This window comes from Shewanella sp. SR43-8 (assembly GCF_014163775.1).
GTDB lineage: Bacteria > Pseudomonadota > Gammaproteobacteria > Enterobacterales > Shewanellaceae > Shewanella > Shewanella vesiculosa.
In genome coordinates this window covers 119,224-132,379 of sequence record NZ_JACJDX010000011.1, presented here as the reverse complement: position 1 = coordinate 132,379, position 13,156 = coordinate 119,224, and the positions used below count along the sequence as shown (strand labels likewise).

10 protein-coding genes and 1 riboswitch are annotated in these 13,156 nt (G+C 41.5%); of the genes, 5 read left to right on the top strand and 5 right to left on the bottom strand.

What is annotated here, in order from left to right; genetic code table 11:
- The first annotated feature begins 8 nt into the window (after positions 1–8).
- Together H5114_RS15350 and H5114_RS15345 are read left to right on the top strand one after the other, a co-directional pair.
- A complete protein-coding gene (locus H5114_RS15350; protein WP_124017312.1) occupies positions 9–383 on the top strand; it encodes a DUF4144 domain-containing protein in 375 nt (124 codons plus the stop codon).
- Between the two features lie 199 nt (positions 384–582).
- Positions 583–1,710, top strand: coding sequence for a site-2 protease family protein (locus tag H5114_RS15345; RefSeq protein WP_182723387.1), 1,128 nt, complete (start codon positions 583–585; stop codon positions 1,708–1,710).
- 96 nt (positions 1,711–1,806) lie between these two features.
- On the opposite strand, the gene H5114_RS15340 is transcribed toward H5114_RS15345, so the two are convergent.
- The 3 genes from H5114_RS15340 to H5114_RS15330 all read right to left on the bottom strand — a co-directional run bounded on the left by H5114_RS15340 (position 1,807) and on the right by H5114_RS15330 (position 5,346).
- Positions 1,807–2,925, bottom strand: coding sequence for a succinylglutamate desuccinylase/aspartoacylase family protein (locus tag H5114_RS15340; RefSeq protein ID WP_182698390.1), 1,119 nt, complete (start codon positions 2,923–2,925; stop codon positions 1,807–1,809).
- 1 nt (position 2,926) lies between these two features.
- Entirely contained in the window at positions 2,927–4,321 is a 1,395-nt protein-coding gene (gene lysC, locus H5114_RS15335; RefSeq protein ID WP_182723386.1) for a lysine-sensitive aspartokinase 3, read from the bottom strand.
- 134 nt (positions 4,322–4,455) lie between these two features.
- Positions 4,456–4,630, bottom strand: a riboswitch (Lysine riboswitch).
- Between the two features lie 269 nt (positions 4,631–4,899).
- Positions 4,900–5,346 (bottom strand): DUF3293 domain-containing protein, encoded by a 447-nt coding sequence (locus H5114_RS15330; protein WP_124017308.1) that lies wholly within the window; start codon positions 5,344–5,346, stop codon positions 4,900–4,902.
- Positions 5,347–6,023: 677 nt separating this feature from the next.
- On the opposite strand from H5114_RS15330, the gene arcA reads away from it, so the two are divergent.
- Complete coding sequence (arcA, locus tag H5114_RS15325; RefSeq protein WP_124017307.1) at positions 6,024–6,740, top strand: two-component system response regulator ArcA; 717 nt, start codon at positions 6,024–6,026, stop codon at positions 6,738–6,740.
- 92 nt (positions 6,741–6,832) lie between these two features.
- Here arcA and H5114_RS15320 read toward each other — a convergent pair whose 3' ends face one another.
- Complete coding sequence (locus tag H5114_RS15320; protein ID WP_182723385.1) at positions 6,833–9,136, bottom strand: S9 family peptidase; 2,304 nt, start codon at positions 9,134–9,136, stop codon at positions 6,833–6,835.
- Between the two features lie 174 nt (positions 9,137–9,310).
- Here H5114_RS15320 and H5114_RS15315 point away from each other — a divergent pair, with 174 nt between their 5' ends.
- Both H5114_RS15315 and H5114_RS15310 read left to right on the top strand, forming a co-directional pair.
- Positions 9,311–10,303 (top strand): class 1 fructose-bisphosphatase, encoded by a 993-nt coding sequence (locus H5114_RS15315; protein WP_124017305.1) that lies wholly within the window; start codon positions 9,311–9,313, stop codon positions 10,301–10,303.
- Between the two features lie 219 nt (positions 10,304–10,522).
- Complete coding sequence (locus tag H5114_RS15310; RefSeq protein ID WP_182723384.1) at positions 10,523–11,698, top strand: lipopolysaccharide assembly protein LapB; 1,176 nt, start codon at positions 10,523–10,525, stop codon at positions 11,696–11,698.
- 167 nt (positions 11,699–11,865) lie between these two features.
- Here H5114_RS15310 and H5114_RS15305 read toward each other — a convergent pair whose 3' ends face one another.
- A complete protein-coding gene (locus tag H5114_RS15305; protein WP_182723383.1) occupies positions 11,866–13,122 on the bottom strand; it encodes a dicarboxylate/amino acid:cation symporter in 1,257 nt (418 codons plus the stop codon).
- Positions 13,123–13,156: the final 34 nt, after the last annotated feature.

Below are 13,156 nucleotides of genomic sequence, written 5' to 3'. Positions count from 1 at the left end.
TATACACTATGCAACCAGTACATTGGCCTGCAATACTCAAGTTTGATCAAGATGATGAGTTAATGTACCTAGTTAATCATCAAGATTGGTTAAGCTTTATTTGTGCAAATCAATTTACCCTTGATGCTAACGATAAACTTATCGATAGTGTAGGTCATGTCTATGGTATTCAAACACAATCGCAACAGCTCGCATCAGTGAATAGCTGCGTGGCAGAGCTGCCTTCGTTGCTCAAGCTCGGTGATGATATGAGTGTATTACAACTATTGCCTCTTGTTCGTCAGTATGGCCAATTTCAAGGCCATTGCTGCAGCTCAAAAATTATCTTTACCACCATTGAACAAGGTATCGCGACTGTAGCTGAGTTAGAGCAGCTCTATTAAACCCGCTCTCCTAAATAAGACCTTTACCACCTACTCATTGACGCCATCATGGTTAAGTTAAACACTTATCCTTGATGGCCTTTGTTAAATAAGTCAAAACTAAAATTAACCAATATAATGGCCTCCCCCATTGAGCAACACCCATCGCTCTGGCAAAATGCCCTCTATGCTCACAGCTCTTAACCCCTGAGAATCCTTAATGGAATTACTAAATATTGAATGTCTAGGTAAACGTTTGCGACTAGAAGGCTCGATTGCGGGTTGGCAGCAACTTTATTGGGACAATCAGCTAGTATCACAAAAGTCTGCCAGTGCCGCCGACCAAGCCTTTCACATCCATTCATTTGAACTGACCAGGCAAACATCTATCGCGACTGAAACCGAAAATACAAGCGCGAATCTAAGTGTCACGCCACTCCCTGTACGATTAGAAATCGATGTTAACTGGCAACCATTTCAACTTGATTATTGTTTGTTAATTGATGATGAGTCCATTACTCAAGGACAACGTACAGTTAAAGATATTGAGCGTCAAACACCTGAAATTGCCGTGGTAAAAAACCAAAAAATCAGTGTTGTAGGCCTTGCCTCACTAGGTTTTAAACTGCTAAAAAGCGCTAAGGTAGTTAAGGTTCTTTTTGCCGGAGCCAGTGTTGCCGCCTATTCTTGGCTATTTTCATTTCAATTTGCCTTAGCCCTTATCGGTTGCTTAGTGTTTCATGAATATGGTCATATTCGAGCGATGAAACATTTCGGCATGAAAACCAAAGGGATCTATTTAATCCCTTTTGTTGGCGGTTTAGCCTTGAGCGATGAGCGGATCAACACCCGTTGGCAAGACGTGTATATTTCAATAATGGGCCCTACTTTTGGGCTGATTTTATCGATTATCTGTGTCGGACTTTATTGGATAACAGGTAACGTATTCTTTGCCGGATTAGCGGCATTTAATGCTCTGCTGAACCTGTTTAATTTATTGCCTATTTTACCTCTCGATGGCGGACATATATTAAAAAGCATTAGCTTTTCGATGAACAGCTTGATTGGCCTCATCGCCTGCATTTTAGGCGCAGCCATAGGCGTCTTCATTAGCTACAGCTTAGGCTTGGCTTTACTCGGTTTTTTATTGCTGATTGGCAGTGTCGAGATTATCTTTGAGTGGCGCGGACGACATCAGAGCCACTTATTACCTTTAGATCGCTATGGACAGATTTTCTCTACTGTATGGTATTTGCTCACAGTGGCAGGTTTAGTCGGCATTATTTGGTACTTTGCAGGCTCTGGCGATGAAATGTTAGCTATTCCATTGCAAATTCTGGGTAGTTAGTCCTATTGCCTGAATGCCAATAAAACCTAGTCTGATGACTGACCACATAAAAACGCCTGCATATTGCAGGCGTTTTTATTTGAATCTCTCTGTTTATTATACTGAGGGTAAAGCAAATACCTTGGTCATGACTTTATACAACTCAGTACCTTGATGAACTGAGGCGGAGGCAAAATGTAAAATCGGCACGCAATCCATGGGCAAACTAATCGCTTGAAAAGCCTGATCAGTGCCATAAAGGTCAATACGTAAAATGTTGACCAATGGCTGCCCTGCAGCTAATGGCTCACCGACTACAGCACAATATTCAATCAAGCCCGCTTTAGGTGCATGAAACTTTTTATAATCTCGTAAATAACAAGCAAATCGCGCCATTTTTGCTGGGCTAACGTTCTCAGCTATCACCCCGCGATAGCTTAAATAAGCCAATATACCTTTAGCATCCACGAGTGCGTCATCAAGATCAATGCGTTCTTGGCTGGCAAGCTCTAAGGTAAATGCCGACACGGGTACCGAAAAATCTCGGCCCTGGCTCACTGCATATTGAGTTAATTGCCACCATGGACAAAATGTTGCTTCATCCATCGCGCCACCAAAACTATTGGGGATAACGAGGGTATAGGGTATTGAAAAATATCTCGCGGCATCGATATCATACTCAGGACAATAAAGATGTTTACACGACTTAGGGCCAGTATGTAAATCAAGCACTATGTCGGCTTGGTGAGCCATGGTCTGTAAATTTACCGCCAGACGATGACCTGTTGAGATCCCAAAAGGTTGCGCTAAGCGCTTTTGGCATGCTTCCACTAACATCGAGCGATAAGCCTGAAACAAAGCGTTATCGGTTAAATGTTGGTGTTCGCGATACCAAGCTTGAACATCCACTTGGTGATCAAAATACTCTCGATTCCAATTAACACCTGTAATAGGGTCAAATCGTCCTAAGGTAAACTCGCCACTCTTCTGATTAATTCCTAGCGGATTAGCTAATGGCGCAAAGGTAATATTACCTAACACCTGATAACCTTCCAACAAGGTCATCAGTTGATAAATTACTGCATTGCCCTGCACTTCTGCGCCATGAACATTGGCCTGAATATAGGCACTAGGCGCAGAACTATCACTACCAATGAATGAATATAGCGGCACTGTCAATGCTTGCCCTGTCGCCAACTCCCCGACCTGAACAGACGATTGGATTGCTTTAGTCATCTCAACACTCAAACAGATTTTGATGTAAGGCATTAACCACTTGCGCCGCCTCAGATTCAGCCACCAACACACATAAATTATGTGGGCTAGCACCTTGACAAATCATCCGTACATTATGGTTTTCAAGCACTTTAAACACCCGGCTACAAATACCCGCCGTCGAGGCGATACGATTACCAATAATGGCGATTAAGGCTAAATTTTCTTCAACTCTGACACGACAATGCTGCGATAGCTCTTGTAATAACGATTCGCTTAATAATCCTTGCCCGCTTGAATCAGAACCCGTTTTATCCAGCGTTAGCGATACGTTTACTTCAGAAGTGGTGATTAAATCAACCGATATTTTATGCCTTGCTAAGGTTGCAAACGTTTCTGCTAAAAAGCCTTGAGCATGCAACATTTGTAAACTATGAAGATTCAATAAAGTTTGATCGCGGCGCAATGCAACGGCTCTAAAAACAGGGGTATCTTCCACTTGATGACGGATCCAAGTCCCCCCCATTTCAGGTGCTTTACTGGATCCTACAAACACCTGAATTTTTTGTCTAACGGCCGGTAAAATGGTCGCAGGATGCAATACTTTAGCGCCGAAGGTGGCCATCTCAGCCGCTTCATTAAAACTAATTTCTGCAATAGGGCGAGCATTAGGCGCAAGTCGAGGGTCAGTGGTATAAATTCCGGCAACATCAGTCCAAATTTCAACCGCTGTAGCACAGAGAGCTTCAGCAAGTAGAGCTGCTGAATAATCACTGCCTCCACGGCCTAATGTCGTGGTTTTACCACTGTCATCTGCGCCAATGAAACCTTGAGTGACAATGACATAACGGGCAAGTAACGGCTGTAAAAAATCACCTGACAATGTTGCTATAGCTTCAATTTGTGGTTCTGCACGGCCAAAATGACTGTCGGTACGTAACACTTGACGTACATCAAAATGATCGGATGCGGTGCCTTTTTCACGGATAACGGCTGAAAATAAAATCGAAGAACATTGCTCGCCCGTCGACAGTAATTCGTCCATCACCGCTTTGCTACGATCCAGCTCTAGCGATTCACTTAATACCGACATCCGGCTGAGAATTTTATCAATGCTGGCAGCCACGTCTTGAGGACGTCCTAATTCGTCTAGGATCGCATATTGAATTTTGGCGATTTGCTTAAGCAATATCAAACGACGCTCATCATTAACATTCGCTTGGGTTAACTCAACTAATAAGTTAGTCACACCACTGGAGGCGCTCACCACCACCAAACGAGTAGCAGGATTCGCCAAAACGATATCGGCACAACGACTCATAGAGGCATAGTCAGCCACTGACGTGCCACCAAATTTGGCAACCACTAATTCTGAGCGATGACTCTCAGGCGCAACATTATCTGGGACAAGGTTCATACAGACGCCTCCGCAGTTTGCGAAAGACAACAAAATAAGATGTGATTTACTAACATGATATACGCTCCGAACACACTACGTTCGAAGAGCCTGGTGCTAAGATAACGCACCCTTATAGAAGGGAAACAGCAATCATCACCAGAAGCTCTCCACCAAAAAAATAGGTGACAATCGTTAGGATTCAGCCTAAACGACCGATATCAATGTTTGCCAAACAAACTGATACCTCGGCGCTAATCTCCATCATAAGTGGTCATTGGACTGGCATCCTCTCACTTACTACCTAGTTAACGCTCCTCTTCTGTTCCTCCCTAAGGAGGGAGTTGAAAATAGCAACAAATACCCTATCAAGTCAATCAGCAAAAACAGTAAAAAACACAGTTCTGCTAAAAATCGTGAATATTTGATAATTCAGGCACAGCAATAGCGATTATATGATTGTTCTAGATTACGAAATAAAAGCCAATATCAAGCTAAAAAAACATCATGAACGCAATATATCGAGACAATTATAACTGCATTGTATCTTTTTATGGTTCAATGTGTTGTTTAACCGTTTAATTGCTTGAATAAACTTATCACTCATCACGGATATGACCGCACTCTGGCAGTTCATACACCAAACGCAGTCGGTGATTAAACGCCCCCATAGCCACTTCCGGTTTAATGGTATCAAGACATGCAATCAAGGATATTAAACCTCTATTAACGTAATAAATGGCATATTGATTAAACTCGCGACCAAGCTCAACAGCCTGTTCTTTATCAATAAAAATAGCCCAACTCTTTTCCATATGCGACAAATCAGGTGCCGCACCGACTAGCGCGCGATAGGGACGATTATATTGTTGGATTTTAGATTGAAGCTGGCGATCAAGTAAGCGATTTTGACTAGGAGAGAGCCTAGTGCCGAGGGGGTTATGAGCAGTAACAATTGCAAATGGGAAATCATCAGAAAGACGCTGAGTGAACAAAAAATGAGTTGTTTGATAGTCATCCCACAATGAATCTATAACATTTTTCATAGTAAATTTTCGTCAATTAAGCCAAAAATAGTCTATCAGATAGCTTAAATATCTAAAAGGTTCGAGATCTAGATCACAAGAATAATATTTAAAAATCATTAACTATTATAATGTTATCAACATTAATCTTTTATGTACTTCATTGGTATATTAATTTTTTAACATTTAATTTGTTAACAAATACCTAAAACGAGTACAATACCCTCTACTCATTAATAAATCACTTTAGCGAAGTTGGCTACATACACCTCAAAAGCTCAGCAAATATTGTTGAGAGTGTGATGATTTATTGATGTAAAGTTTACAGTCGTACTAAATTTGTTCTACATTTGATAAAACATTCATACGATTAAATAAGTTTGCGATAGAAGGAACTATCTTTCTAAATGGCATTCATAGTAAGTAAGCTTAGTTACAACAAATTTACACCACTTTTTACATCATCATGCTTTAAGTGCAAACGCACATCATAGTGTCATGATAATAAATAGACGTAAGCAGACTCAGTAACCAGCATTAACCGTTACGTAATAGAGTTTATAAAGAGTGTTTAATTCAGGGTAGACATAGATAAACACCAAAGAAATATCGGAATATTAGTGCATTAGCCCAAGCGCTTTTGCAACCTATTAGCACAAAGTGGCTAGAATCGAATTTTATAAAATCAGGTAAATATCATGCAAAATCCGCACATTTTAATTGTTGAAGATGAAGCTGTAACTCGTAATACATTGCGCAGTATTTTTGAAGCTGAAGGTTATGTTGTTACTGAAGCCAATGACGGTGCAGAAATGCATAAAGCGATGCAAGACAATAAGATAAACCTTGTTGTTATGGATATTAACTTACCCGGTAAAAATGGCTTGTTATTAGCACGTGAATTACGTGAAATTAATAACATCGGTCTTATTTTCTTAACGGGTCGTGACAACGAAGTTGATAAAATTCTTGGACTTGAAATTGGTGCAGATGACTACATCACTAAACCATTCAATCCTCGTGAATTAACCATCCGTGCTCGCAACTTGTTAACCCGCGTAAATAATGCTGCAGCAGAAACCGAAGAAAAAGGTTCTGTTGAGTTTTATCGCTTTAATGGCTGGAGCTTAGAAATCAACAGCCGTTCTTTGGTTAACCCACAAGGTGAAGCTTACAAGTTACCACGCAGTGAATTCCGTGCAATGCTTCACTTTGTTGAAAACCCAGGTAAGATTTTAACCCGTGCTGACTTATTGTTAAAAATGACTGGCCGTGAATTAAAGCCACACGACCGCACTGTTGACGTGACAATCCGTCGTATCCGTAAGCATTTTGAAAGCTTACCTGATACGCCAGAAATCATCGCAACAATCCACGGTGAAGGCTATCGTTTTTGTGGTGACTTAGAAGCGTAATATTGTTAAGTTTACACAATAAAAAACCAGGTTAATCACCTGGTTTTTTTATGTTTATTTTTTAGTAAATGAAATAATAGTCAGCGAAACGATTATTTCAACTGTTGATCTAAAAACGCTGCTAATGTTTTATATAAATGATTTCGGACTTTCTCGCCGCGCATAGAGTGCTTAGACCCAGGATAATCCATCATTTGGAACAATTTACCTTCATCCTGTAATGCTTTATAGACTCGGGTACTGTTTTCAAACAAGACGTTGTCATCTGCCATGCCGTGATACATCAATAAACCCGACTGATAGTTTTTCACATAAGGTAGAATACTACTGGCATCGTAACCGTGTTGGTTAGTTTCAGGGTTGCCCATATAACGCTCGGTATAATGAGTGTCATACAAACGCCAATCAGTTACTGGCGCACCCGATATCGCCGCTTTAAAATAACCTGGTGCCTTAAACTGACTCATTAACGCCATGTAACCACCGTAGCTGTGACCATAAATAGCCACCTTGTCCCCATCAATAAAGGGTAAGCTACGCAGATAATCAACACCTACCTTTTGATCGTTCACTTCGGCATCACCCATGTTTCGATAAATCACATGTTCAAATTGAGTACCTCGGTGCGCCGAACCTCGGTTATCTAATTGAAATACTGCATAACCTTGCTGCAGTAAATATTGAGTAAAATAATCGGCTTCGCTCCAACTGTTGACCACTAACTGAGCATGCGGTCCACCATATACGCGCACCACAACCGGATACTGTTTAGCGGCATCAAAAGGCACTGGTTTAAACAATCGGTACTCGAGTGTTTGACCATCTTCAGCACTTAGTTGGCCAAACTCAGGCATTTGCCATAATCCGGCATAATCATAAAGCGGATGATTTTTATCAATCTCATTTTGCTCAACCCAAGCGAGTTGTTTGCCACTATCGTTGTGTAAACTAATTTGTGGTGGTTGCTGCAAGCTACTAAAGTAATCTAAATAAACGGGTTTTTTATCCGCAAAGACCGCCTCATGCATACCCGATGCTTGGCTAATTCGCTCAATTGAATCCATGCCTTTATTAAGATTAACGCGGTATAAGTGACGCTCAACCACACTGTCTTTACGACCAGAAAAATACACCCACCCAGTAGCTTCATCAACAAATTCAAGTGCATCTACAGCCCAATCACCTTGGGTTAATTGTTTAAGCTGCTTACCGTGCAAGTCAAATAAGTACAGATGATTAAAACCATCACGTTCAGATCCCCAAATAAAGGCAGCTTGTTGCTTTAGAAAGTGCAGATCATTGTTTAAGTTAATCCACGCTTTACTGCGCTCTTCAATCACGGTTTCAGCTTGTTTCGGTGTACTTATCGAAGCAATGCGAAGATCGAGCGTTTGTTGATCGCGACTTTGCCATTGAAATGACACATGTTGGCTATCTGGCAACCAATCGACACGAGGTAAATACATGTCTTTTTGTTTGCCTAAATCGATCCAGTTAATACTACGATCTTTTAAGGTCACGACGCCAAGTGCTATCTCAACATTGGCTTTACCTGCATAAGGATAACGCTGTTCAGTTAATTTAATCCCTTCGGCATATATTTCATTACGAGTGACTAACTCGACACCTGATTCATCAATGCGAGTAAAAGCAATCGCCGACTCGTCTGGCGCCCACCAATAACCAGTCATGCGATCCATTTCTTCCTGGGCGACAAACTCTGCCATGGCATTTTTTATCGGCCCTTTGCCGTCGGTGGTTAAAGCGATCACTTTTTGCGTCTGCAACGACAACACATATAAATTTTGATCGCGCACAAACGACACAAAGTGACCTTTTGGAGATAAACGAGCATCGGTAGCAAAGCCTTCTCCGGTAGCTAATTCAGCGACTTTATTATTGGCAACATGATATAAATACAACTTACCTGCGGCAGGAATTAAAATACTTGCACTGTCTTGCGACCAAAAATACTCCATGATCCCTTGACCATAAATACGTTGGCGCTCACGGCGGGCTTTTTCCTCATCAGACAGTTCTCCCCCTTCTAATTGATCTGCATTAATCAAGATGCTGCGTTTGCCGCTAGCAATATCCATTTGCCACAAATCATAAAAATGCTGATTATCTGCTCGGCTCGATAAATAGGTAACTCGCTTGCCGTCTGGGGATAGTGCTAATCCACGAGGGCTTGAACCCGCCAATGCGGGAGAGGCATGAATACGCTCAATAGTGAGTGGCGTAGTGTTACCTTGTATCGCCGTCAATGTTGCGGTGGTCGATGAGTTCATGATGCTGCCTTTAGCGGTTGCTGTTGCGGAAAAAACCGCGCTGGTAAAAAGGAATGGTACGGCAGACACTGCCGCTAAAGCATGATGCTTCCATGTTATTGTCATTATTATTAATCCTTGGGCAATTCAATCCGCCCACATTCTGCCTTAATTTACAGCAAAACCAAAACCCCAGATAACAATCGCTGAAATTAGCGTCATTGTGGGGTATGATTTGCATATAACTGATAAGAATGAATTACCTCGACCTTAACTTCGCAAAATCTCATAGGAAAAATCATGCAGACTTTGGCACAAACCCTTAGCGCACAAGCCGTAAATACGTCTTTAGCACAATTACTGTTAACCTTAGCTGACACTTCAAAAGCCATTAGTGTTGCTGTTCGTCACGGTGCATTAGCCGGTGTTTTAGGCGCGACAGAACAAGAAAATATTCAAGGCGAAACTCAGAAAAAACTCGATGTCATCACTAATGACATGCTTAAAGATGCGCTAAAAACCGACGGTCACGTTCGTGGTTTAGCCTCTGAAGAAGAAGATTATGTGGTTGAAGTGAGTGCTAATGGAGAATATTTGGTGTGTTTTGATCCACTCGATGGTTCATCAAATATTGATATAAACTCATTGGTCGGTACCATTTTCTCTGTATTACCAGCACCAGACGGAGCCTTAAACGAGCAAAGTTTTTTACAGGCTGGTCGCAAGCAAGTGGCAGCCGGTTATGTATTATATGGACCATCAACCATGATGGCGCTTACTACGGGTAATGGTACGCAATTTTATACTTTAGCTCCCGACAGCCAAGAGTTTTTACTGACCGACGATAACGTACAAATCACCCCAGACACTGCGGAGTTTGCCATTAATATGTCAAACCAACGTTTTTGGGAAGCCCCAATGCAAACCTATATAGCCGACTTATTACTCGGTTCAATTGGTCCACGCGAGCAATCATTTAACATGCGTTGGATTGCCGCCATGGTAGGTGATGTGCATCGCGTATTATGCCGTGGTGGTATTTTTACTTACCCAACAGACAATAAAAACCCTGAAAAACCTTTTAAGTTACGCTTAATGTACGAGGCTAACCCAATGGCATTGCTCGTTGAGCAAGCGGGCGGCAAGGCTTCAACCGGCTACGAAACCATATTGGATATTGAGCCAACAGCCATTCATCAGCGTGTAGCGGTGATTTTAGGTAGCGCCAACGAAGTCGATACTTGCTTGAGCTACCACGGTATTGATTACAGCGAAGAACCATCAATCGACTAAATTGAGCCATTAAAAAACCGCCTTTGGGCGGTTTTTTAGTCTGGGGCGCTAAGTAAACAAAGTCCATCAGCATCAATCTTCTGAGTCTGAGTATTAGATACTTACCATCGATAAAACCTTAAGTTCACCCCCTCAGTACGGAGAGAAAGAAGCATTTCTTTACAATAACTTAAATAACCTCTAAGTTAATTTATTCAATATTGATAATGGACTATAGCGATGCAGCAAGTCAGCTCATCGAATAAAAAGACATATATTGCAGCTATTGTAGTATTACTGCTTATCAGCCTAGGATGTTATGTCTATCTCACGTTAACTAAACCAGCATATTTACAAAATGGTACGGTTTTAGTGCTCCCGGTAAACCTCACATCAGACAAGATTGAACCACAATGGAATCGCTATGCTGCGATGGATATGCTTATCCATCAACTCAATCTAGGGGTTAATTACCCCTTGCTGCAAACTGAGGATATTATCAATATCATCTCGCTTATCTCTAGAAAGCACTCAGATAAAGCGGCCGATATTCAGCAAATTATGGCGATTTCTGGCGCAGTCTTGGTGATTGAATCAAGTATTAAAGGCACTAATAATCAATACCAATTAGCCTTTACACTACACCAACAACACAGTAGTGAAAGTGATGTCGTTAATGTAGCGAGCATAGAGCAAGCATTGCTCACTGCAGCCGAGTTAATTAATCAACAGGTCCATCCACAGCACAGTAAAATCACAGAGCAATTCGCTTCACGTTTTAGCCCGCCACAACTAATTCACGCAATAGCTCTGATGCAAGGTGGTGATAGCGTCGCAGCAGAGGAGCAATTATCTGCGCTGATAGATACTGCGCCCGATAACTTAATCGCTCAGCGCCTACTTGCCATGATTCAATTACAGCGACATCAATATCAACGACTGAATAGCACATTGACTACCGCAATCATTGAAGCTTCTCGCCAAAAAGATGAACGAGAGCTGGCCAGGTTCAGATTACTCTTAGCCCAAAGTTACACTGAAACCAATAAGATAGAACACGCACTAAGCGTGCTTAGTATCGCCAAAACTAATGCTGCAAAAGTGCAAGACTGGCTAACGCTGGGTTATATATCACAGCTTGCTGGTGTGATAAATCAGCGCATCGGCCGTAATGCAGATGCCAGAGAGCAATTTAAAAAAGCCATTGAATATCATAAAATGATGGGCTACCCCGTAGGGCAAACACAAGCGCTCAACGATTTAGCGGAATTAGAAATGGTTGAACATAACTACCCGCAAGCTTATCGATATATTAATCGCTCTTATGAGCTGGTTGCGCATCGCCGTTTAGATGATTTAGAAACATCTACATTAAAGATTATGTCTAAAATTGAAAATAAAATGCAGCATAGATAAGGTCTTATAGTATCGCTAACCATTCTAGCCATAGGTTTGAATAGAAAATCCCAACGATACAATCCTCAGCGCATCGTTTGCGTAAAAACAATAAACATAAAAATGGCCTGCTTGCGCAGGCCATTTTTATCAACAACTAAATCACCATGATGATCACTCGATTTTGGCTATGCTTCTTCAGCAGCTTTTGCCGCCTCAAGCTGATGTACTTGCTCAGTTTGATCGACAATAGTTAATACCGCAGTATCGCCCACCACGTTACATGATGTCAGCACCATATCAATAATACGATCCAATGCAGCCACAATAACAAATGCCTCTGTCGGTAAACCTAATTGATAAATCAACACCCCAATCATCACCATGCCGCCGCCAGGAACGCCACCCGCACCTACTGACAATAAAAACACGCTAAACAGTAACGACGGGATTTGCTCATTGCTGATAGGCATCCCAAAGGCATTAGCAACGAAGAAAATCGCAATAGTGATATAAATCGATACCCCACCCATATTCATAGTTGCACCAAGCGGTACACCAAAACCAGCAACTGCTTTACTCACCCCTAACTTGTCTGTCAGTGTGCGCATAGTAACTGGAATTGTCGCATTTGAACTGGCTGTTGATAGCGAAAATAAAATTTGCTCTTGGGTTTTCTCGCGAAAGGTTTTCGCTGAAATTGGGGTAAATAAACTGACAGAATATGGATATACAATAAAAATCCATATCAACAACAATGTCAAAATAAGCACTAAATACTCGACAACACTAACAAAAATTTCAGGCTCTAAGGTTGCACCTAATTTAAACATCAGGGCAAATACACCGTACGGCGCTAAACTCATAACCACTGAAATTAAACGCATCATGATTTTATTGGCAGTTTGAAATCCTTTCACCGCACCTTCAACAGATGCGCCCATTGACTTGATCACGCCGCCCATTAATAGCGCCATAAATATCACTTGCAGCATATTGCCAGAGGTAAAAGCTGAAAAAGGATTATTTGGCACAATACTCACAATTAACGACATTAAATCTGGCAGTTCAGTCGCAGTAATATCCAGCGAGCCATTGCTCGACATATCCACGCCTTTACCAGGTTCAAATATCATAGCAACGGTAAAGGCAGCTAAAATAGCAATCACGGTATTAATAATATAAAAACCAAAGGTTTTACCGCCTAAACGACCAAAACTTTTTAAATCTTGTAATTCACACACACCACAAACAATACTCACAAACACCAGTGGCACGACTAGCATCATGATCATATTAACAAACATGGTGCCAACACCACTTGCCAGAGTCACTAATGTGCCACCAAAAAAAGCATTATCGGCTAATAAAAACTGCACAATACTGCCCAGCACAACCCCGAGAAATAGACCAATAAAGATCCGTGCAGAAAGTGATTTTGTCATATTTTTTCCCATTCGAAATGCAACATTAGTTGCT

What these genes read in the sequence shown, in the direction of transcription:
- H5114_RS15350 (WP_124017312.1), top strand. Translation starts at nt 9, where the DNA reads ATGCAACCAGTACATTGGCCTGCAATACTCAAGTTTGATCAAGATGAT.
- H5114_RS15345 (WP_182723387.1), top strand. Translation starts at nt 583, where the DNA reads ATGGAATTACTAAATATTGAATGTCTAGGTAAACGTTTGCGACTAGAA.
- H5114_RS15340 (WP_182698390.1), bottom strand. Translation starts at nt 2,925, where the DNA reads ATGACTAAAGCAATCCAATCGTCTGTTCAGGTCGGGGAGTTGGCGACA.
- lysC (WP_182723386.1), bottom strand. Translation starts at nt 4,321, where the DNA reads ATGAACCTTGTCCCAGATAATGTTGCGCCTGAGAGTCATCGCTCAGAA.
- H5114_RS15330 (WP_124017308.1), bottom strand. Translation starts at nt 5,346, where the DNA reads ATGAAAAATGTTATAGATTCATTGTGGGATGACTATCAAACAACTCAT.
- arcA (WP_124017307.1), top strand. Translation starts at nt 6,024, where the DNA reads ATGCAAAATCCGCACATTTTAATTGTTGAAGATGAAGCTGTAACTCGT.
- H5114_RS15320 (WP_182723385.1), bottom strand. Translation starts at nt 9,136, where the DNA reads ATGACAATAACATGGAAGCATCATGCTTTAGCGGCAGTGTCTGCCGTA.
- H5114_RS15315 (WP_124017305.1), top strand. Translation starts at nt 9,311, where the DNA reads ATGCAGACTTTGGCACAAACCCTTAGCGCACAAGCCGTAAATACGTCT.
- H5114_RS15310 (WP_182723384.1), top strand. Translation starts at nt 10,523, where the DNA reads ATGCAGCAAGTCAGCTCATCGAATAAAAAGACATATATTGCAGCTATT.
- H5114_RS15305 (WP_182723383.1), bottom strand. Translation starts at nt 13,122, where the DNA reads ATGACAAAATCACTTTCTGCACGGATCTTTATTGGTCTATTTCTCGGG.